The 19,581-nt window shown below is 58.5% G+C and carries 17 protein-coding genes; 4 read left to right on the plus strand and 13 right to left on the minus strand.

Annotated features, from left to right (window positions below; translation table 11 throughout):
- Positions 1-43: 43 nt before the first annotated feature.
- Together ACFOFO_RS09990 and murJ are read right to left on the minus strand one after the other, a co-directional pair.
- Entirely contained in the window at positions 44-880 is an 837-nt protein-coding gene (locus tag ACFOFO_RS09990; protein WP_390322843.1) for a SirB1 family protein, read from the minus strand.
- A gap of 230 nt (positions 881-1,110) precedes the next feature.
- Positions 1,111-2,661: a murein biosynthesis integral membrane protein MurJ gene (gene murJ, locus ACFOFO_RS09995; protein WP_390331464.1), complete on the minus strand. Its 1,551-nt coding sequence runs from the start codon at positions 2,659-2,661 to the stop codon at positions 1,111-1,113.
- 392 nt (positions 2,662-3,053) lie between these two features.
- On the opposite strand from murJ, the gene rpsT reads away from it, so the two are divergent.
- The gene (gene rpsT, locus ACFOFO_RS10000; protein WP_390322845.1) at positions 3,054-3,317 is read left to right on the plus strand and encodes a 30S ribosomal protein S20; all 264 of its coding nucleotides are present in this window, start codon (positions 3,054-3,056) and stop codon (positions 3,315-3,317) included.
- A 302-nt stretch (positions 3,318-3,619) separates the two neighbouring features.
- Here rpsT and ACFOFO_RS10005 read toward each other — a convergent pair whose 3' ends face one another.
- The 3 genes from ACFOFO_RS10005 to ACFOFO_RS10015 all read right to left on the minus strand — a co-directional run bounded on the left by ACFOFO_RS10005 (position 3,620) and on the right by ACFOFO_RS10015 (position 5,240).
- Positions 3,620-4,072, minus strand: coding sequence for a DUF192 domain-containing protein (locus ACFOFO_RS10005; RefSeq protein ID WP_390322846.1), 453 nt, complete (start codon positions 4,070-4,072; stop codon positions 3,620-3,622).
- A 108-nt stretch (positions 4,073-4,180) separates the two neighbouring features.
- Positions 4,181-4,459 (minus strand): hypothetical protein, encoded by a 279-nt coding sequence (locus ACFOFO_RS10010; protein ID WP_390322847.1) that lies wholly within the window; start codon positions 4,457-4,459, stop codon positions 4,181-4,183.
- Between the two features lie 217 nt (positions 4,460-4,676).
- Entirely contained in the window at positions 4,677-5,240 is a 564-nt protein-coding gene (locus ACFOFO_RS10015; protein ID WP_390322848.1) for a pseudouridine synthase, read from the minus strand.
- Between the two features lie 229 nt (positions 5,241-5,469).
- Here ACFOFO_RS10015 and icd point away from each other — a divergent pair, with 229 nt between their 5' ends.
- The gene (gene icd, locus ACFOFO_RS10020) at positions 5,470-6,723 is read left to right on the plus strand and encodes an NADP-dependent isocitrate dehydrogenase (protein WP_390322849.1); all 1,254 of its coding nucleotides are present in this window, start codon (positions 5,470-5,472) and stop codon (positions 6,721-6,723) included.
- A 172-nt stretch (positions 6,724-6,895) separates the two neighbouring features.
- On the opposite strand, the gene cspE is transcribed toward icd, so the two are convergent.
- Positions 6,896-7,099: a transcription antiterminator/RNA stability regulator CspE gene (cspE, locus tag ACFOFO_RS10025; RefSeq protein ID WP_390327929.1), complete on the minus strand. Its 204-nt coding sequence runs from the start codon at positions 7,097-7,099 to the stop codon at positions 6,896-6,898.
- A 345-nt stretch (positions 7,100-7,444) separates the two neighbouring features.
- Here cspE and clpS point away from each other — a divergent pair, with 345 nt between their 5' ends.
- The gene (gene clpS / locus ACFOFO_RS10030; RefSeq protein WP_390322850.1) at positions 7,445-7,753 is read left to right on the plus strand and encodes an ATP-dependent Clp protease adapter ClpS; all 309 of its coding nucleotides are present in this window, start codon (positions 7,445-7,447) and stop codon (positions 7,751-7,753) included.
- Positions 7,750-10,053, plus strand: coding sequence for an ATP-dependent Clp protease ATP-binding subunit ClpA (gene clpA, locus ACFOFO_RS10035; RefSeq protein WP_390331465.1), 2,304 nt, complete (start codon positions 7,750-7,752; stop codon positions 10,051-10,053). The genes clpS and clpA overlap by 4 nt, the downstream gene beginning before the upstream one ends.
- Before the next feature lie 345 nt (positions 10,054-10,398).
- Here the strand turns inward: clpA and ACFOFO_RS10040 are convergent, their stop codons facing one another.
- The 7 genes from ACFOFO_RS10040 to ACFOFO_RS10070 form a co-directional block, all read right to left on the minus strand.
- A complete protein-coding gene (locus ACFOFO_RS10040) occupies positions 10,399-11,448 on the minus strand; it encodes a M48 family metalloprotease (protein WP_390331466.1) in 1,050 nt (349 codons plus the stop codon).
- A gap of 69 nt (positions 11,449-11,517) precedes the next feature.
- Positions 11,518-11,967, minus strand: a complete 450-nt coding sequence (dut, locus tag ACFOFO_RS10045) for a dUTP diphosphatase (protein WP_390322853.1) — start codon at positions 11,965-11,967, stop codon at positions 11,518-11,520.
- Positions 11,968-12,036: 69 nt separating this feature from the next.
- A complete protein-coding gene (gene coaBC / locus ACFOFO_RS10050) occupies positions 12,037-13,227 on the minus strand; it encodes a bifunctional phosphopantothenoylcysteine decarboxylase/phosphopantothenate--cysteine ligase CoaBC (RefSeq protein WP_390322854.1) in 1,191 nt (396 codons plus the stop codon).
- Positions 13,228-13,374: 147 nt separating this feature from the next.
- A complete protein-coding gene (gene lspA, locus ACFOFO_RS10055) occupies positions 13,375-13,875 on the minus strand; it encodes a signal peptidase II (RefSeq protein ID WP_390331467.1) in 501 nt (166 codons plus the stop codon).
- Between the two features lie 123 nt (positions 13,876-13,998).
- Positions 13,999-16,902 carry an isoleucine--tRNA ligase gene (gene ileS, locus ACFOFO_RS10060; protein WP_390322855.1) on the minus strand — a complete coding sequence of 968 codons (2,904 nt, stop codon included), beginning with the start codon at positions 16,900-16,902 and terminating at the stop codon, positions 13,999-14,001.
- Positions 16,903-16,979: 77 nt separating this feature from the next.
- Positions 16,980-17,957 (minus strand): bifunctional riboflavin kinase/FAD synthetase, encoded by a 978-nt coding sequence (locus ACFOFO_RS10065; RefSeq protein ID WP_390331468.1) that lies wholly within the window; start codon positions 17,955-17,957, stop codon positions 16,980-16,982.
- A gap of 138 nt (positions 17,958-18,095) precedes the next feature.
- Complete coding sequence (locus ACFOFO_RS10070; protein WP_390331469.1) at positions 18,096-19,358, minus strand: tetratricopeptide repeat protein; 1,263 nt, start codon at positions 19,356-19,358, stop codon at positions 18,096-18,098.
- Positions 19,359-19,581 lie beyond the last annotated feature (223 nt).

Genomic DNA, 19,581 nt, shown 5'->3' on the forward strand with positions numbered 1-19,581 from the left:
CGAATCGGCGGGGTGAGGCGAATGGACTGTCGCCAACTACCCATCAATTCAGGCGCCGGCTGGCATCCCGCAGCATCGGCAACATGTCGCGCAGCACCGCCGCATCATCGGCATTCGGGCGTTGGGCCAGATAGGATTCGAGATCATCGAGGGCTGCGTGCGGGCATTCCAGATGCGCGTATGCCAGACCGCGGTCGCGCCGTTCGCCGACCGCGTCGGGCAGCAGGATCACCAGCCGCTGCTGAATTTCCAGCAGCCTTTGCCACATTTCCTGCGTCATGAAAATGGTCTTCAGATTGTGCAGCATGCGCGCCAGGATCGCGCGCGGCGTCGCCGTTTGTAGATGGACCGCAAGCGGGATCGGTGTCGAATCGGCGTGCTGCGCCAGAAATGGCTCCAGCCGATCTTCCAGCTCTTCGCGCGACAGGCTGCTGCCGTTCAGCGGATCGATGATGATGTCGCCGCTGGGCACCGATAATTTCATCAGGAAATGCCCGGGAAACCCAATGCCCTTGATGTCGAGATCGACATGTTGCGCCAGTTCCATATACAACACCGCCAGCGAGATCGGAATCCCGCGTCGGGTCGCCAGCACCCGCTGCAGATAGCTGTTGTGCGGATCATAGTAGTGGTTGACGTTGCCGCCGAAGCCCAGTTCGCGGAAAAAAAACTGGTTCAGCATGCGCAGCCGGGCGACCGCCGATGCATCCGGCGCCAGCCGCTGCCGCAGTTTGGCGCCCAGCGCATCGACTTCGGCCTGCACCGCGGCCAGATCGAGCAGGGGATCGCTATCCTGGGCAATCGCCAGCGCAGCTTCAAATAGCGGGATCGCATCATCCTGCCGCACCAGCGCGCTGAAATAATCGAGTGGTTTGATCATCGCGAATCTGTCATTGCCGCATCGTCCTTGTAAATACATCTTCGCACAAACGCAGGCCATGGCCCACTGACAATCGAACTGGGGTGCGAATGGATCAATGCCTTTGCACGCAACAATGGGTCCGATGTTGTTGACCATCCCAGTTCGGATTCACAGCAAAATGCATGCCCGACCGCTGGTGAGTGCCTGGTAAGGGCATCTCGCGCTTGATCTCAGATTGCGCGAAACGATCAGGCTGTAATCCGCCTGAAGTCGCGAAAGCGAAATCCGCTCGCCAGCAGCGCACCGAAATAGGCCAGCGCGCAGGCCGTCAGCACCAGCGCCAGCGCGCCGATACGCAGTAGCGGATGCGCGCGCAATGCAATCCAGTCAAAGTGTCCGGCGCTCCACAGTGCGACGCCGGCCAGCAGCAGCAGCGCGCCGGTCAGCCGCAACAGGAACAGGCGCCAGCCAGGTAGCGGGGCATAAGTACCATTGCTGCGCAAGCCCCAGAATAGGAAGCCCGCGTTCAGGCAGGCGCCGAGGCCGATCGATAGCGCCAGACCGGCGTGCGCGATCCAGGGCACGAACAGCAGATTCATCAATTGTGTCGCCACCAGCACCCCAACCGCGATCTTGACCGGGGTCCGGATATCCTGCTTCGCATAAAAACCGGGTGCCAGAATCTTGACCAGGATCAGGCCGATCAGCCCGACGCCGTAAGCGATCAGTGCCTTGGCGGTCATCGCGACCGACACGGTATCGAACTTGCCGTAGTGAAATAAGGTCGTGGTCAGCGGCACCGATAACGTCGCCAGCCCGACCGCGCACGGCAGCGCCAGCAGGAAAGTCAGCCGCAAACCCCAGTCCAGCAGTCCCGAGTATTCGGCACTGTCGCCGTCGACATTGGCCTTGGCCAAGCTTGGCAGCAAGATGGTGCCGAGCGCGACACCCAGCAGCGCGGTCGGGAATTCCATCAAACGATCTGCATACGACAGCCAGGACACGCTGCCATGCGCCAGCCGCGACGCGATATTGGTATTGATCATCAAACTGATTTGCGCGGCCGACACGGCGAAAATGGCCGGCCCCATTTTCTTCAGGATCCGGCGCACGCCGGCGTCGCGCAAGCCGGTCATGGGATTGAGCCCGATGCGCGGTAGCATGCCGATCTTCGTCAGTGCCGGGATCTGCAGCGCGACCTGCGCCACGCCGCCGATCACCACCGCGATCGCCATCGCGTAGATCGGCTGCGTCAGTAACGGCGCGAGGTACAGCGCGGCCAAGATGAAGCAGACATTCAGCAGGACCGGCGTGACGGCGGGAATCTTGAACTCGCGCCAGGTATTCAGAATTCCGCCGGACAGCGCGACGAAGGACATGAAGCCGATGTACGGGAACATCCACCGCGTCATCCGCACTGTCGCCTCGTAGGCGTCGGCATTGGCGCTTTGTCCGGTCGCGATGAAATACACGACCGTAGGCGCCGCCACGATGCCGGCGACGCAGGTCAGCAGCATCGCCCATATCATCACGGTGGCGACGTGATCGGTCAGCACCTTGGTCGCGGCATCGCCTTTCTGATTCTTGTATTCGGCCAGAATCGGCACGAATGCCTGCGCGAAGGCGCCTTCGGCAAACAGGCGCCGCAACAGGTTCGGGATGCGGAATGCAATGATGAAGGCGTCGGTATAGGCCGAGGCGCCGAAGGCGCGGGCAAACAGCGACTCGCGCACCATGCCGGTGATCCGCGACAACATGGTCATGCCGGAAATCGTGGCAAGCGTTTTGATCAGGTTCATGGCGCAGAATTATAGCTGTTGATCGCAGGCATGCCGGACTGGTTTTGTGCCTTGCACCACCAGCATCAGAAATAAACCCTGTTGCGGCTTGAGTTTTCTGCGTATTGCGGGAGTATGGGTGAAAATTGCTGCTGCATCCCTTGAATTTATTGGGCTTAGAAATTTACTGATGGCAGTATGTTTTTTGTCTCGCAACCCGGCCCAAGCCTTTTGAGCGCGCGCCACTGCGGCGACCGAGCGCAACATTGCAGGAAATTATCGCCGGCGCGATCCGGCCGGTGCGTTTGATTTGCCCAATCGACAAAAAGTGGTTATACTTTGCGGCTGTACAGAATTCTGTTGCGCAAACGCTCGTGTTTGCGAACGCACTTAGACCCGTTTTAGGAAATTTCATGGCAAATACCGCACAAGCACGCAAGCGCGCTCGTCAAGCAGTCAAGCAAAACGCTCACAACTCCAGCCAGCGTTCGACGCTGCGCACTGCAATCAAGGCAGTTCGCAAGGCAATCGAAGCCGGTGACAAGGCTGCGGCATCTGCAGTGTTCCAGTCCTCGATCTCGACCATCGATCGTATCGCCGACAAGAAAATCATTCACAAGAACAAGGCAGCTCGCCACAAGAGCCGTCTGTCCGCTGCGCTGAAAGCGCTGGCCTGATAGCAGCCAAGTTTGCCCGGTCGCATTGATCGGGGTAATGCATTCAGTGCGCATTAAAAAACCCGCGTGATGGAAATCATGCGGGTTTTTGTCGTTTTTGTAATTCTGCAGTTTTCTGGCCGCTGCTTGCGCGCTGCGTTATCGATGCGGCCAGCGACAGGGCGTGGTTCACCGGATTCGCCGGATTAGACTAGCCGCGGCATCGACGCCTGCTCAATCTCGGCGCCCCGTGCCGCCGCGACGCACTTGCAGCTTGCGACAATCGCGCCGCTATCGGAGCACCTTTGGGCGCCGGGATTTGGTCAGTGCGCCCGCGGCAATCCTGAGATCGCGCTGCCGGGTTTGATATTCTTTTGCTTGAACCAGCCCAGGTTCATCTCCAGCGCATAGCGCACCAACTTTTTCGCGCAATGCGAATCCAGCGTCTGCGGCTTCATGTCCTCGATATTGACGATCTTGCCGTCGTCATCGATGAAGGCCACCGACAATGGCAGCAAGGTGTTTTTCATCCACATGCAGGCCCCGGTAGGACCGTCGAACACGAACACCATGCCTTCGTTGGCGCCCATTTTTTCGCGGAACATCAGTCCCTGCTCGCGCTGTGCTTCATTGGTCGCGACTTCCGCCTTGATGACATGGATCCCGGAATTGAGCTGAGTGACCGGAAATGACGCAGTTTGCTGCGCCACGGCGCAGGCGCTGCCGCCGGCCAGGATCGTTGCGAGTAGAGCGGAATGCAGGAGGGATTTTTTCATGGTGTCGATCGGCGCCGGCATCGGCGTTTCTACGGAAAGAAAATTAAAACCGAATGATAATGAAAAAAGGCAGGACTAGCCTGCCTTTCTATTGAAGCCTGCAACCAATTACTTGGCGACGGAAGCTTCTGCTGAAGCGGCAGCGGCTGGCTTAGCTTTGCGTGCTTTCTTTGCCTTGTGCTTTTTCACTGTTTTTGGAGCAGGAGCATCAGCCGAAGCCGCTGCTTTTTCGCCAGACGCAGGAGCTGCCATCGGTGCCGATGCCTTGGCCGGTGCGGATGCAGCAGGAGTTGCAGGAGTAGCAGGATATGCAGGAGTTGCAGGAGCTTGAGCGAATGCAACAGAAGCGAACAGGCCAGCAACCAGGGTAGCGATCAGTTTTTTCATTTTTGACTCCTAGAGTAATTCGTTGAGGGAAGCGATTCTGATGAATCTTCGTCATTAACGACAGCGCAGCGTTGTGGTTGACAGGTTTTGTCGATTCCGATGCGTTAGTTGTAAGAATATGTGTGCGGATGTGTATCAGCGGAGTCGGAAGGTCGCGACAACGCGCCTGTTCAGCGCAAAACAAGGCAGATTTGTTGCCTTGCGCGTGGTCCGGGCTTCAGGTAAGGCTGACTGCGGTCGGTGAAACTTCCTGCCATTCGCCTGGCAATAAGGGATACGTCTCCAGTGAAAACGGGCCGATGGCAATGCGCACCAACCGCAAGGTCGGCAGTCCGACGGCGGCCGTCATCCTGCGCACCTGGCGATTTTTTCCCTCGGACAGTGTGATTGCCAGCCAGCTGGTCGGTGTATTGCTGCGTTCGCGAATCGGTGGATTGCGCGGCCAGAGCCAGTCTGGCGCCTCGATCTGTCTGACCTGACAAGCCTGGGTCGTGAAGTCGCCGAGATCGAGCGGATTGCGCAAACGGGTCAGCGCTTGCACATCGGGCACGCCTTCGACTTGCGCCAGATACGTCTTCGGCTGCTTGTGAGCAGGGTGGCTGATGTCGTGCTGCAGCCGGCCATCGTCGGTCAGCAACAGCAAGCCCTCGCTATCGGCATCCAGCCGTCCGGCGGGGTAGATGTTGGGGATGCGCAAGTACTGGGCCAGGGTGTCGCGGCTGGGATGCGGCGAAAACTGGCACATGACCTGAAACGGCTTATTGAACAAGATGAGAGGCATAGCCAATGTCGTAAAAATATGGCATCCAGTGAAATACTGGTGCATAATATGAAATCTCAGTCATCTGTCTTATATAAGACTTAAGGCAAGATCTAAAAAAAGACCCGAGACCGATCCAAAATAATTTGCTTCAATCAATCCGCTTTGAAACAATTCGCATTGAGACAATTTTTACCGGCAAGCTAATTGTAAAATAGTCAGCTGTCCCGCCTTAACTTCGGAGATCACGATGTATCAACATATCAAAGTACCTGTCGACGGCAAGAAAATCACCGTAAATGCCGATTTCTCGCTGAATGTACCAGATAACCCTATCCTGCCGTACATCGAAGGCGATGGTACCGGTGTCGATATCAGCCCGGTCATGATCAAGGTGATCGATGCCGCCGTGGCCAAGGCCTACGGCGGCAAGCGCAAGATCAGCTGGATGGAGATTTTCGCGGGCGAGAAGTCGACCAAGGTTTACGGCCCGGACGTCTGGCTGCCGGAAGAAACCCTGCAGGTACTGAAGGACTACGTGGTGTCGATCAAGGGTCCGCTGACCACGCCAGTCGGCGGCGGGATTCGTTCGCTGAACGTCGCGCTGCGCCAGCAACTCGATCTGTATGTCTGCCTGCGCCCGGTACGTTATTTCAAGGGCGTGCCATCGCCGGTCCGTGCGCCGGAGAAGACCGACATGGTGATCTTCCGCGAAAACTCGGAAGACATCTACGCCGGTATCGAATGGCAGGAAGGCTCCGATGGCGCCAAGAAAATCATCGATTTCCTGATCAAGGAAATGGGCGTCACCAAGATCCGTTTCCCGGACACCTCGGGTATCGGCATCAAGCCGGTATCGCGCGAAGGCACCGAGCGTCTGGTACGCAAGGCGATCCAGTACGCGATCGACAATGACAAGCCATCGGTCACGATTGTCCACAAGGGCAACATCATGAAGTACACCGAAGGTGGCTTCCGTGATTGGGCGTACGCGCTGGCGCAGAAGGAATTCGGCGCCGAGCTGGTGGACGGCGGGCCATGGTGCAAATTCAAGAATCCGAAGACTGGCAAGGACATCATCGTCAAGGATTCGATTGCCGATGCGTTCCTGCAGCAGATCTTGCTGCGTCCGAACGAATACAGCGTGATCGCCACCTTGAACCTCAACGGCGACTATATTTCCGACGCTCTGGCGGCACAGGTCGGCGGTATCGGCATTGCTCCGGGCGCCAACTTGTCGGATTCGGTCGCGATGTTTGAAGCGACCCATGGCACAGCGCCAAAATACGCCGGCAAGGACTATGTCAATCCGGGCTCGTTGATTCTGTCGGCCGAGATGATGTTGCGTCATATGGGCTGGCTCGAGGCGGCAGACCTGGTGATCAGCTCGATGGAAAAATCGATCACCTCCAAGCAAGTTACCTACGACTTCGCACGTCTGATGGAAGGTGCAACGCAAGTTTCATGCTCCGGTTTCGGCGATGTGATGATTGCGCACATGTAAGCGACACAAGTTGGCATGTCGATGCAAGAAAGCCGGGATCGCTCCCGGCTTTTTTCATTGGCTGCGCCCCCTCGGATCGGTGCGGCACGAGGGAAATCCGCGTGCTGGCCGAGCTGCAGACGTAAAAAAACCCCGCAAGCGGGGTTTTCGCAGCACGTTCTAATCGGTTAGATTAAGCGGCTTGAATGTTTGAAGCTTGCTTGCCTTTAGGGCCTTGCGTGACTTCGAACGAAACTTTTTGACCTTCTTTGAGGGTCTTGAAGCCGTTCATGTTGATTGCGGAAAAGTGGGCAAACAAATCTTCACCGCCGTCATCTGGTGTGATAAAGCCGAAACCTTTGGAATCGTTAAACCACTTGACTGTACCTGTTGCCATAAAAGCGTCTCTCAAATAAAAACTAATCACACGAGCCATAAAAGCAAGAAGCATCGAAATGCTGCCTCTGCTTAAACTTGCCCCTTCATATCAACAAGCACCCCCACACCAAGAATCGTGTGTACTTGTTAATGAACACCATTGTTCGCGTAATAATTATCAAAGTCAAGCGATTTTGTTGGCATAAAAATACATTCTTGCTTATGGTCGCAAAATGCTCTATTGAATTAATGAGATGGGGCGCCATCTGCGGACAATCCAGAAAGCGCGTAATATCAAAAACAGAAATGCAAGCACGGACTTGTTCGCTGTTTGTACCGAGACAGAACACAATAGAATAGACGTATGGTGACCAGGCAAGATAACGGAACAATCCTCGAGCGGCAGGCACAAAAGCTCAAGCCGCCGTCGATGTATCTGGTAGTGCTACTGAACGATGACTACACCCCAATGGAATTCGTGGTGGCGATCATCCAGGAATATTTCAATAAAGACCGCGAGACCGCAACCCAGATCATGTTGATGGTTCATCGTGACGGCAAAGGTGCATGTGGCGTGTTCCCGAAGGATATCGCGTCCACTAAAGTTGAGCTTGTATTAACCCACGCGAGAAAAGCGGGGCATCCCCTGCAGTGTGTGATGGAGGAAGTATGATTGCGCAGGAATTGGAAGTCAGTTTGCATATGGCCTTTGTGGAGGCCAGACAATCGCGGCACGAATTCATCACGGTCGAGCACTTGTTGCTGGCCTTGCTGGACAATCCGTCGGCGGCGGAGGTGCTGCGTGCCTGTGCGGTCAACATCGAAGACCTGCGCAAGACCCTCAGCAATTTCGTCAGCGATAACACGCCGACCGTGCCGGGCGCCAGCGAAGTCGATACCCAGCCGACGCTCGGATTCCAGCGTGTGATCCAGCGCGCGATCATGCATGTGCAATCGGCATCGAACGGCAAGAAGGAAGTGACCGGCGCCAACGTACTGGTCGCGATCTTCGGCGAGAAGGATTCGCATGCGGTGTATTACTTGCATCAGCAGGGCGTGACCCGGCTCGACGTCGTCAATTTTATCTCCCACGGCGTGCGCAAGGACCAGCAGGCCGAGTCGCAGAAATCGTCGGAAGGCGCGGAAGAGGTGCAGGCTGAAGGTGCGCAAAAAGAAAACGCCCTCGATCAATTCACGCAGAATCTGAACAAGCTCGCGTCCGAGGGCAAGATTGATCCGCTGATCGGGCGTGAAGCCGAAGTCGATCGCGTGATCCAGATCCTGTGCCGTCGCCGCAAAAATAACCCGCTGCTGGTCGGCGAAGCCGGCGTCGGCAAGACTGCGATCGCGGAAGGTCTGGCCTGGCGCGTGACGCAGGGCGACGTGCCCGAGATCCTGCGCAGCGCAGTGGTGTATTCGCTCGACATGGGCGCCTTGCTGGCCGGCACCAAGTACCGCGGTGATTTCGAGCAGCGCCTGAAGGCAGTGCTGAAACAGCTGAAAGACAATCCGGACGGTATCCTGTTTATTGACGAGATCCACACCATCATCGGCGCCGGCTCGGCTTCTGGCGGTACCCTGGACGCGTCGAATCTGCTGAAGCCGGCGCTGGCCAATGGTCAGCTGAAGTGCATCGGCGCCACCACCTATACCGAGTTCCGCGGCGTGTTCGAGAAAGACCACGCGCTGTCGCGGCGCTTCCAGAAGGTCGACGTCAACGAGCCGACCGTGGAAGAAACGGTGCAGATCCTGCGCGGTCTGAAATCGCGCTTCGAAGAACATCACAACGTCAAGTATTCGGCGCTGGCACTGTCGACGGCGGCCGAACTGTCGGCACGCTTCATCAATGACCGGCATCTGCCGGACAAGGCGATCGACGTGATCGACGAGGCCGGTGCCGCGCAGCGCATCCTGCCGAAATCGAAGCAGAAGAAAACCATCGGCAAGGCCGAGATCGAGGACATCATCGCGAAGATCGCGCGGATTCCGCCGCAAACCGTCAACCAGGATGACCGCAGCAAGCTGCAGACCATCGAGCGCGACCTGAAGAACGTCGTGTTCGGTCAGGAGCCAGCGATCGAAGCGCTGGCGGCTGCCATCAAGATGGCGCGCGCCGGCTTGGGCAAGACTGACAGGCCGATCGGATCGTTCCTGTTCTCCGGCCCGACCGGTGTCGGCAAGACCGAGGTGGCAAAGCAGCTCGCGTTCATCCTCGGCATCGAACTGATCCGTTTCGATATGTCCGAATACATGGAGCGTCACGCGGTGAGCCGGCTGATCGGCGCGCCACCGGGCTATGTCGGATTCGACCAGGGCGGACTGCTGACCGAGGCGATCACCAAGAAGCCGCACGCGGTGCTGCTGCTCGACGAGGTCGAGAAGGCGCACCCGGACATCTTCAATATCCTACTGCAGGTGATGGACCACGGCACGCTGACCGACAACAACGGGCGCAAGGCCGATTTCCGTAACGTGATCATCATCATGACCACCAATGCCGGCGCCGAAAGCCTGCAGAAGCGTTCGATCGGCTTCACCGACAAGAAGGAAGCGGGCGACGAGATGGAGGACATCAAGCGCATGTTCACGCCGGAATTCCGCAACCGTCTGGACGCGACCATCAGCTTCCGCGCGCTGAACGAAGACATCATCCTGCGCGTGGTCGACAAGTTCCTGATGCAGCTGGAAGAGCAATTGCATGAGAAGAAGGTGGAAGCCATATTCACCGAAACCTTGCGCATATTCCTCGCGAAGAAGGGCTTTGATCCACTGATGGGCGCACGACCGATGTCACGCTTGATTCAGGACATGATCCGCAAGGCGCTCGCCGACGAACTGCTGTTCGGAAAACTGGTCTCGGGTGGGCGCGTCACGGTCGATCTGGACGACATGGACCAGATCAAGCTGACGTTCGAGGAGGGCGACACGTCGCAACCACCGACACTGCCGCCGGAGATTGCGGAAATCGAATAAGCCGATCGGAAGGCATCAAAAAAGCCCGAACCACTGCGTGGTTCGGGCTTTTTTTACACCTTAATTTTTCAATAAATGCCGGGAGTATGATTAAAATTCATGCTGCTGTCCGTGAGATACGTGCGCATCAGATCTATACGGGGGGCAGTATTCATGCCGTCGTGCTGATCAACCCCGGCGGCGTCAGCGACGCCGGTCAATCCCCGAAGACCGCTACCTGAGTGCTTGAAAATGGGATTTCCGCCTGGCCGCAGGCCTGCTTATGGTGAGCTTGCCGAAGGGCGGGAATGACCTGTCCGGCTTTATTCGCCGCCTGGCGCTACCCAACAACGAGACTGAAATACGCTAGGGCAGCAGCGGCTTCTTTGCCACCTGCTTGGCCTTCACATCAGCCACGATCCTTTCCATCACGGTAAACCGGTACACGGTCGCCGGATGGATCGCGGTATGGCCGTTCAGCGCGGTCGCCGGGTACTGACTCGCGAGTCGCTGCCAGAAGCTGAGCGCGCCATCGATGTAGTAGCCGCCGCGCGCCACCATGTAGAGCGACAGCGTGTCCGCCGCCGCATCGAGCTCTTGCGGCATCGCCTTGATCCCGCCCGTGCCGCCCAAGGTGCTGGTATCGGGATGGACGCGGATCAGGTTGTCGATGACGCCGCCGACGGTCGCATTCATACGCAGCTTGCTCGGATGCCCCAGTGCGTTGTGCGCCATTTCCTTCGCGATCACATAGGCCAGCTCATTGTCGGACTGGACAAACTTCATCATGCCGCGCGTGACCAGTACCCGGCCGCCATCGGCATAGCTGTTCACATAGTCGGCATTGCCAAGCTCGACGCGAAAGCCGCAGGCGCGCGTCAACGGGATGTCGAGTACCTGCTCGGCGCCACTGCGCGCTACCGTCAATTTGACGCTGGAGCGTTTGCCGACCAGAGGCGCCAGCAGGACTGCGGCCTGGCGCTCGGCGTTCTGACCTTCCGGCAGCACCTTGTCCTCCACCTTCAGCAAACTGTCGCCGCGCCTCAGGCCCATTCGCGCGGCGCCGCTGCCGGACACGACGCTGATCACTTGCAGGCGCTCGTTGAGGCCGAACATTTGCTGCGCGGCGTTGGCAAATTCGCCGGAATACGAATACTTGTTTTTTGCGGTGAAGCCAAGCAGGTTGCGCGCCTGGCTCTTGCACAGGTCAGGATTGTTGATCAGCAACGGCGCAGCGACGCGATCGAGGCGGTCCTGCAATCCGACCAGGGCCTTCAACGCTTCCTGTTCTACGTTACTGGGTGCGGCCGGGGTCACGACTGTGGGCTGCACGGATTCCGGCACCGACCTCGGCAAGCCTGGCATGGTTTGTTGCGTCGCGCAGGCGCTCAGCAACAAGGCAATTGCAGGTCCCATCAGGCGCAGCGCTGCTGCGGATCGCTGTCGCCGGCGAATTGTCTCAGGCGTATTGGTCATAACCATCCTTTAGTGCTTGCCAGTGCTGCCAAAACCGCCGGCACCGCGATCGCTGCTGTCGAACTCGTCGACCACATTGAAACCTACCTGCAGTACCGGCACGATGATCAATTGCGCCAGGCGCTCCATCGGATTCAAGGTGAAGGCGGTCTGGCCGCGGTTCCAGGTCGAGACCATCAGCTCGCCCTGGTAATCGGAGTCGATCAGGCCGACCAGATTGCCCAGCACGATGCCGTGTTTGTGGCCCAGTCCGCTGCGCGGCAGGATCATCGCCGCATAGCCGGGATTGGCGATGTGGATCGCCAGCCCGGTCGGAATCAGGTGGGTCGTGCCCGGCTCGATGGTGAGCGGGGCATCGAGGCAGGCGCGCAAGTCCAGGCCGGCACTGCCAGCGGTGGCGTGGGTCGGCATCTGGTCCTTCATGCGCGGATCGAGAATCTTGACGTCGATAGTTTTCATGGTGATACGATTTTCATGGTGAAGGGGAGCGCGACGCTGCCCGATTTAGTGGCTGATTTAGCGGCCGTCTCAGAGGCGGGCGGCGATGTTGGCGATCAACTGCCGCGCCAGCGCCTGCTTGCCGGCGCGCGGCAGTTCGATATGGCCATTGTCGTCGAATAGCACCAGCACATTGTCGTCTTGGCCGAAGGTCTGGTGGCCTATATTGCCGACCAGCAGCGGGATGTTCTTGTTCTTGCGTTTTTCGGCGCCGTGCTGCAACAGGTTTTCCGATTCCGCCGCGAAGCCGACGCAGTACGGCCGGTTCGGCAGCGCCGCGACCGTCGCCAGGATGTCGGGATTGTGCTCGAACTGCAGCTTGGGCATGCCGTCGCCGCTGCTTTTCTTCAGTTTCTGCGCGCTGGCATTGGCGATACGCCAGTCGGCGACCGCCGCCACGGCGATAAAGATATCCTGGCCGCCGACATGCGATAGAACCACATCGTGCATTTGCTGTGCGGTCTGGACGTTGATGCGCTGCACGTCGTATGGGCTGTCCAGCGCGGTGGGGCCGGACACCAGCGTGACGGCGGCGCCAGCTTCGCGCGCGGCGCGCGCCAGCGCGTACCCCATCTTGCCGGACGACAGGTTGGTCATGCCGCGCACCGGATCGATCGGCTCGAAAGTCGGGCCGGCCGTGATCAGCACGCGCTTGCCGGCTAGCAGCTTGGGCTGGAACGCGGCGATCACTTCCTCCAGCAATTGCTGCGGTTCCAGCATTCGGCCCATGCCGGTTTCGCCGCAGGCCTGATCGCCGGCCTCGGGACCGAGAATGCCGATTCCATCCTGCGCCAGTTGCGCGACGTTGCGTTGGGTGGCGGCGTTTTGCCACATTTCGACGTTCATCGCCGGTGCCACCAGCAGCGGCAGCGCATGCGAGCGCGCGACGCATAACGTCGACAGCAGATCGTCGCAGGCGCCGTGCGCCAGTTTGAAGATGAAGTCGGCCGAGCAAGGCGCGATCACGATCGCGTCGGCGCCGCGTGTCAGGTCAATGTGCGGCATGTTGTTGGCGATGCGCGCATCCCATTGATCGGTGTAGACGGTATTGCCGGACAGTGCCTGCATTGTTACCGGCGTGATGAATTGGGTCGCCGCGCTGGTCATGACGACCTGCACCGAGGCGCCGGCCTTCGTGAGCGCGCGCGTGAATTCGGCGGCTTTGTAACAGGCGATGCCGCCGGTCAGGCCCAACACGATTTTCTTACCAGCCAGATCCATGCAGACTCCTGTGGTGGTTGAATGATGGTGCGGCAAGGCCGCACTTTCGACAAGTTACACTATCAGTTAGGGGGTATGTATTAAATTACCAAGAAATATATTCGAAATACGATCTTCGACGAAGGAGTATATGGCTGGAGCCTGACGTTATTTATTGACGCGGCGCAACTCATCCAGCACGAACAGCACGGCGCCGAGGCTGATCGCACTATCGGCGATATTAAAGGCCGGAAAATGCCAGCTGCGTGCATAAAAATCCAGAAAATCGATGACGTGACCATACGCCACCCGGTCGATCAGATTGCCGATTGCGCCACCGAGTATCATTGCCAGGGCCCAGCAAAACAGGGACTTGCCGGCGTGGCGCTTGAGCAAATACATAATGAACAGTGCGGCCACAACGCTGATCGCGGTCAATAAATAACGCTGCCAACCACCTTCCGCCGCCAGAAAGCTGAACGCGGCGCCTTTGTTATACACCAGCACCAGGTTGAAAAACGACGTGACCGGATGCGATTCGCCATAGCTGAACAGCCGGGTGATCGTGATTTTACTCAACTGGTCGAGCAGAATCACGATCGCGGCGATGCCGAGCCAAGGTGCGATGCCGTGATTGCTCTTGTTGATCAATTTATTTTTATTGGCCATGTTCAAATATTGTTGGTGTTGCGTGACGCCGCGTGACGAGCGGTGATTCTACCGGTCATGGGAAGAGTGCCGCCATGTCGTTGCGTTTTGTTACGATCGCTGCGGCATGACGGCAGGGCCGGATCAGGCATGCTGGCGCTGTTCGCCGCCGCCAAACAGATTTTCCACACAGCGCCCACAGATGCCGGGGTGTTCCGCGTGCGTGCCGACGTCGGCCCGGTAGTGCCAGCAGCGTTCGCACTTCACACCGGTGGACGGCGTGACGGTCACACCTTCGTCCACCTCGCTGACAACTTCGAGTACGCTGGCCTGCGAGGTAATCATCACGAACTTCAGCTCGTCGCCGAGGCCATTGAGCAACGCGAATTTGGCGCCGCTGGCCTTGATGGTCAGTTCTGCCTGCAGCGATGAACCGATGCCGCCGGCGACCCGCGCTTCTTCCAGCTGTTTGGTGACATCGGCGCGCACCGACCGCAATTGCGTAAATTTCTCGAGCAGGGCCGTGCTGTCGGAAATCTCAGGCAAGGCGTAATACGTTTGCGTGAAAATCGTCTCGTCGCTGTCTGCATAGGCGCGTTGGCTTGCGAAGATGGCCCACGCTTCTTCGGCGGTGAACGACAAGGTCGGCGCCATCACCCGCAGCAGTGCCTGCGTGATATGCCACAGCGCGGTCTGCGCCGAACGGCGCGCCTTCGATGCGATACCGCCGGTGTACAGACGGTCCTTCAGGATGTCGAGGTAGAAGCCGCCCAGGTCTTCCGAACAATACGATTGCAGCTTGGCGACCACCGGATGGAATTCGAAAGCTTGGTAATGCTGCAAAATATCAGCTTGTAACGCTGCCATGCTGGCGATGGCATAGCGGTCGATTTCCAGCAGTTCGGTGACCGGCACTGCATCCTTGGCCGGATCGAAATCGGAGGTATTGGCCAGCAGGAAGCGCAGCGTGTTGCGAATCCGACGATACGATTCCGTCACGCGTTTTAAGATCTCGTCCGAGATCGAGAGTTCGCCCGAGTAATCGGTTGACGCCACCCACAACCGCAGGATGTCGGCGCCGAGCGTGTCCGACACCTTCTGCGGCGCGACCACATTGCCCTTCGACTTCGACATTTTCTTGCCTTCGCCGTCGACCACGAAACCGTGCGTCAGCAGCGCCCTGTATGGTGCGCGGCCATTCAACATGGCCGAGGTCAGGAGCGACGAATGGAACCAGCCACGATGCTGATCCGAGCCTTCCAGATACAGGTCGGCCGGGAAGTGCGATTGCGCCGCATGCGAGCCCTTGCCCTGCGACCCGCCTAGCACGGTCTGATGCGTGGTGCCGGAGTCGAACCAGACGTCGAGCGTGTCCTTGTTCTTCAGGTACTGATCGGCCTCGTCACCGAGCAAGTCCTTCGGATCGAGTGCCTGCCAGGCTTCGATGCCATGCCGCTCGACGCGCTGGGCAATCTGCTCCAGCAGTTCCGGTGTGCGTGGATGCAATTCACCGCTTTCCTTGTGCACAAAAAACGCCATCGGCACCCCCCATTGACGCTGCCGCGACAGCGTCCAGTCGGGCCGATTCGCAATCATGCCGTGCAGGCGCGCCTTGCCCCATGCCGGGAAAAAGGCGGTTTCATCGATCGCCTTCAACGCGGTGGTGCGCAGGCTTGGGCCACCATCGTTGGGCGCCTGGTCCATGCTGGCGAACCACTGCGAGGTGGCGCGGTAGATGATCGGCGTCTTGTGGCGCCAGCAGTGCATATAGCTGTGTTCCGACATCTGGAACTTGAACAGCGAGCCGGCTTCTTCGAGCTTGCCGCAAATCGGCTTCGATGCTTCCCAGATCGTCATGCCGCCGAAGAACGGCAGCCACGACGCAAAGCGGCCGTCGCCCATCACCGGGTTCAGGATCGCATCGTCCTTCATGCCATGCGATTTGCAGGAAATGAAGTCGTCGACGCCATAGGCCGGCGCCGAGTGCACGATACCGGTGCCGGTGTCGAGCGTCACATAGTCGCCCAGATAGACCGGCGACAGTCGGTCGTAGCCCGGATCGAGGTCGGCGAATGGATGCTTGAAATTAATCAGGGACAATGCCTCGCCCTTGCAGGTGGCGATGACCTTGCCGGCCAAGCCGTAGCGTTGCAGGCAGGGCTCGACCAGGTCCTTGGCCAGGATCAGCAGCATCGGCGCGCCGTTGCGCACCGATTCGACCAGCGCATAGTCAAATTCCGGGTGCACATTGAGTGCCTGATTCGACGGAATGGTCCACGGCGTGGTGGTCCAGATCACGCAGAAACCGGCATCGGTCGGTAGCTTGCTCAGGCCGAACGCCGTCGCTAGTTTGTCCGGTTCGGCAAACGGGAAGCCGACGTCGATTTCCGGATCGCGCTTGTCCATGTATTCGACCTCGGCCTCAGCCAGTGCCGAGCCGCAATCGAAGCACCAGTTGACCGGCTTCAAGCCGCGATAGACATAACCCTTTTCCAGGATCGTGCCGAGCGCGCGAATTTCATCGGCCTCATTGCGGAAATCCATGGTCTTGTACGGATTGTCCCATTCACCGAGGACGCCGAGCCGGATGAAATCCTTCTTCTGGCGCTCGATCTGTTCGGTCGCATAGGCGCGCGCCTTGGCCTGCACTTCGGTCACCGGCAGATTCTTGCCGTACAGTTTTTCGATCTGGATCTCGATCGGCATGCCGTGGCAATCCCAGCCCGGCACGTATTGCGCATCGAAGCCCGCCATATTGCGGGCCTTGACGATCATGTCCTTCAGGATCTTGTTGACCGCGTGACCGATATGGATGTCGCCGTTCGCATATGGCGGGCCATCGTGCAGGATGAATTTGGGCCGGCTCTTCGACGCATTGCGGATGCGCTGGTAGATTTTTTTGTCCTGCCATTGCTGGACCCATTGCGGCTCGCGTTTGGCGAGGTCGCCGCGCATCGGGAACGGGGTTTCGGTCATGTTGACCGGATATTTGCTGGGCGACTTGGCGCCGGACTTGGGCGCTGGCTTGCCTGGATTATTTTCTGACATGTTCAATCTTCAAGGGTGTTGGTTCGGTCTGGCGCGAGCTTCGATGGTCGCTGGCGCTTCGTTCTGAATCCGGCTCGTCAAATTCGGTCGGTGGCGGTGATCGCGGCGCCGGTTGATTGCCCGAAGTAGGCGCGGGCCTGCTCCGCATCCTGTGCAATGGCTGCGGTCAGCGTCGGCAGGTCGATAAACTTTTCTTCGTCACGCAGTTTCTTCAGGAATTCGACCCGGATCAATTTGCCGTAGCTGTGCTCCGCATAATCGAACACGTGGGTTTCCAGCAGCACACGGCCACTGTCGTCGACGGTGGGCCGTACGCCGATACTGGCGACGCCGGGCAAAGGCCGCTCGGCCAGTCCGTGTACCTGAACCACGAAGATGCCGGCCAGCGCCGGGTGTTTGTGGGCCACCCGCAGATTCAGGGTCGGGAAACCGATGCTGCGTCCCAGCTTCTGGCCGTGCACGACGTGACCCGAAATTGTATAAGGATGCCCGAGCAGCTCGGCCGCATGGCTGAAATTGCCTTCGAGCAGCGCCGATCGCACCTCGGACGATGAAATGCGCACCGCGCCGTTCATCACGGCCGGCAGCGTCTCGACCTGAAATCCGTAGCGCGCGCCGGCCTCGACCAGCATTGCAATATCGCCGGCGCGCCTGGCGCCATAGCGGAAGTCCTCGCCTACCATCAGCCATTTGACATGCAATCCTTGCACCAGGATTTTTTCAATGAATTCCTGCGGCGAGAGCGCGGCAAAGTGGGTGCTGAAATGTTCGACAATCACGCGATCCGCGCCAGCCTTGGCCAGCGATTGCAACTTGTCACGCAAATTGGCGATCCGGGTCGGCGCGCGGGAAGGGGTGCCGGCGAGCTGGGCGAAAAATTCGCGCGGGTGCGGTTCAAACGTCATCACCGCGGCATCGAGCCCCAAGCGCGTGGCGGCGGCGCGCACGTTGGCGAGCAGAGCCTGATGGCCGCGATGCACGCCGTCAAAGTTGCCGATTGCCAGCGCACACGGAGAGCGCGCTTCGGCGTTCGGTATCCCACGAAATACCTTCATAGAGGTCGAGTCAAGAATATGCTGCAAAACATTAGATTATAAGGCTTTTTAGACTGTTTCCCGTGGTTTCGCCCGGCCAAAGAAAAACTGCCCTGTGCGCAGCGCGCAGAGGGCAGTTGGTACGGCACGATCGACGTCTTAGTTGATCGGGTGATTTACCAGCATTAGCCAGTAACGCGCCAGATCCGCCGAGCCATCGGTGCCTTGCACGGTATGGAAGGTCTGGAACGCTTTCGCTTTCTGACCGGCGAAGTGATAGGCGATGCCGATGTGCAGCTTGGCATCTTCCGGACGTTTCAGGCCGCCCTTGACGATACCTTGCTCCATCAGCGCCACACCCTTGTCGAACTGGCCGGTCGTCACGTAGGCATACCCCAGATTGATCAGCCCGGTGCCATCCTTGGATTTGACCGCATCGGCTTCGCCTTGCGCCATCGTCTTCAGGTCGTCGGCGGCCGACTTGTCGGCCAAGGCCTGCAGGCGCTTTTGGCGTGCAGCTTCCGGCCCGGTACCGAATATCTTGGTCTGAAATGCCAGATCCACGACCTTCTTGGCTTCGGCGGGAAATCCGGCCTGCAGGGCCAGTTGCGCCATTTCGGAAAACTCGTTTTCCGATTTCAATTGACCGGCGGCCAGCTTCAAGCGGTAGACGTCCAGATTCAAACGTTCCGAAAAACCTGGTTTGGTCAGGGTGCGGCTCAGCAAGTCGTTCCAGTATTCCTTCTTCGGATGGTAGGTCGCCAGCTTTTCGACCGCCGCAACATAGCCAGCCTGGTTCTTTTGACGATTTTCGCAATCGGCCAGCATCAGCAGCGTATCTTCATTGGGCGTGCGTCCGGCCTTTTCCTCGGCCTGGATGTCGGCCATTACTTCTTTGCTGGCGCGACCGTAGTCACCGCCCAGGTAATAGGCTTGCACTAATAGGGGACGCATCTGCGGATCATTGCCGCCGGCCTTGAAATAGCGATTTAGCCAGACGATCGACTTTGGGTAATCCTTGGCGCGATAATAGGCGCCAGCCAATGCCTGCGCAAACCGGATCTGGTCGGCATCGGCGACGCGACCAGAGGCGATCGATGCTTCGAACGATCGGGCCGCGGTATCGGTATCGCCGACCGCAATCGCCAGCGCCCCGCGCATACGGTCGGTAGTATAGGTTTCGAATGCGTTTTTGCCGCTGAGCGCATCAGCTTCATGCACTTTAGCGAGCGCTTCCTTGTATTTTTGCGCTTTCATCAGCTCGGTCGCAGATTGCAGCAGCTTGCCAACTTCTGGCCGCAGCGTTTCGCCCTTGGCGTCGGCGGCGTAGGCGACGGAGCTAAGACCAACTACGCTGGGGGCCAGGTTCAGGCCGAGTGCGGCCACGATAAGGCCAAGGCGAGCGAATCGGAATTGGGACATGGTTAATCTCTCAATCGGGTAAAAAAGAGGGCAGGTGAAAACCTGCCCATATTGCGAAAAGATAAATGTTGTTGCATTGATGCGTTTTTATCGATTTCGTCCAGGTTGATGGCATTTATTGACAAATTATCGTCAACTTGCTTTTGCTTTATTTGCCAATAAATTGCTCATTGCCAACCAGGCCGATCTTGGTCACGCCGATACGCTGGGCCGACGCCATGAC

It is taken from the genome of Pseudundibacterium arcticum, from assembly GCF_042646465.1.
Taxonomy (GTDB): Bacteria; Pseudomonadota; Gammaproteobacteria; order Burkholderiales; family Burkholderiaceae_D; genus Undibacterium_A; species Undibacterium_A arcticum.

Coding starts and splice junctions, on each gene's coding strand:
- ileS (WP_390322855.1), bottom strand. CDS start 16,902: ATGTCAGAAAATAATCCAGGCAAGCCAGCGCCCAAGTCCGGCGCCAAG.
- ACFOFO_RS09990 (WP_390322843.1), bottom strand. CDS start 880: ATGATCAAACCACTCGATTATTTCAGCGCGCTGGTGCGGCAGGATGAT.
- ACFOFO_RS10005 (WP_390322846.1), bottom strand. CDS start 4,072: ATGAAAAAATCCCTCCTGCATTCCGCTCTACTCGCAACGATCCTGGCC.
- coaBC (WP_390322854.1), bottom strand. CDS start 13,227: ATGGATCTGGCTGGTAAGAAAATCGTGTTGGGCCTGACCGGCGGCATC.
- clpS (WP_390322850.1), top strand. CDS start 7,445: ATGGTGACCAGGCAAGATAACGGAACAATCCTCGAGCGGCAGGCACAA.
- clpA (WP_390331465.1), top strand. CDS start 7,750: ATGATTGCGCAGGAATTGGAAGTCAGTTTGCATATGGCCTTTGTGGAG.
- ACFOFO_RS10015 (WP_390322848.1), bottom strand. CDS start 5,240: ATGCCTCTCATCTTGTTCAATAAGCCGTTTCAGGTCATGTGCCAGTTT.
- ACFOFO_RS10065 (WP_390331468.1), bottom strand. CDS start 17,957: ATGAAGGTATTTCGTGGGATACCGAACGCCGAAGCGCGCTCTCCGTGT.
- cspE (WP_390327929.1), bottom strand. CDS start 7,099: ATGGCAACAGGTACAGTCAAGTGGTTTAACGATTCCAAAGGTTTCGGC.
- murJ (WP_390331464.1), bottom strand. CDS start 2,661: ATGAACCTGATCAAAACGCTTGCCACGATTTCCGGCATGACCATGTTG.
- lspA (WP_390331467.1), bottom strand. CDS start 13,875: ATGGCCAATAAAAATAAATTGATCAACAAGAGCAATCACGGCATCGCA.
- ACFOFO_RS10070 (WP_390331469.1), bottom strand. CDS start 19,358: ATGTCCCAATTCCGATTCGCTCGCCTTGGCCTTATCGTGGCCGCACTC.
- ACFOFO_RS10010 (WP_390322847.1), bottom strand. CDS start 4,459: ATGAAAAAACTGATCGCTACCCTGGTTGCTGGCCTGTTCGCTTCTGTT.
- dut (WP_390322853.1), bottom strand. CDS start 11,967: ATGAAAACTATCGACGTCAAGATTCTCGATCCGCGCATGAAGGACCAG.
- ACFOFO_RS10040 (WP_390331466.1), bottom strand. CDS start 11,448: ATGGGACCTGCAATTGCCTTGTTGCTGAGCGCCTGCGCGACGCAACAA.
- rpsT (WP_390322845.1), top strand. CDS start 3,054: ATGGCAAATACCGCACAAGCACGCAAGCGCGCTCGTCAAGCAGTCAAG.
- icd (WP_390322849.1), top strand. CDS start 5,470: ATGTATCAACATATCAAAGTACCTGTCGACGGCAAGAAAATCACCGTA.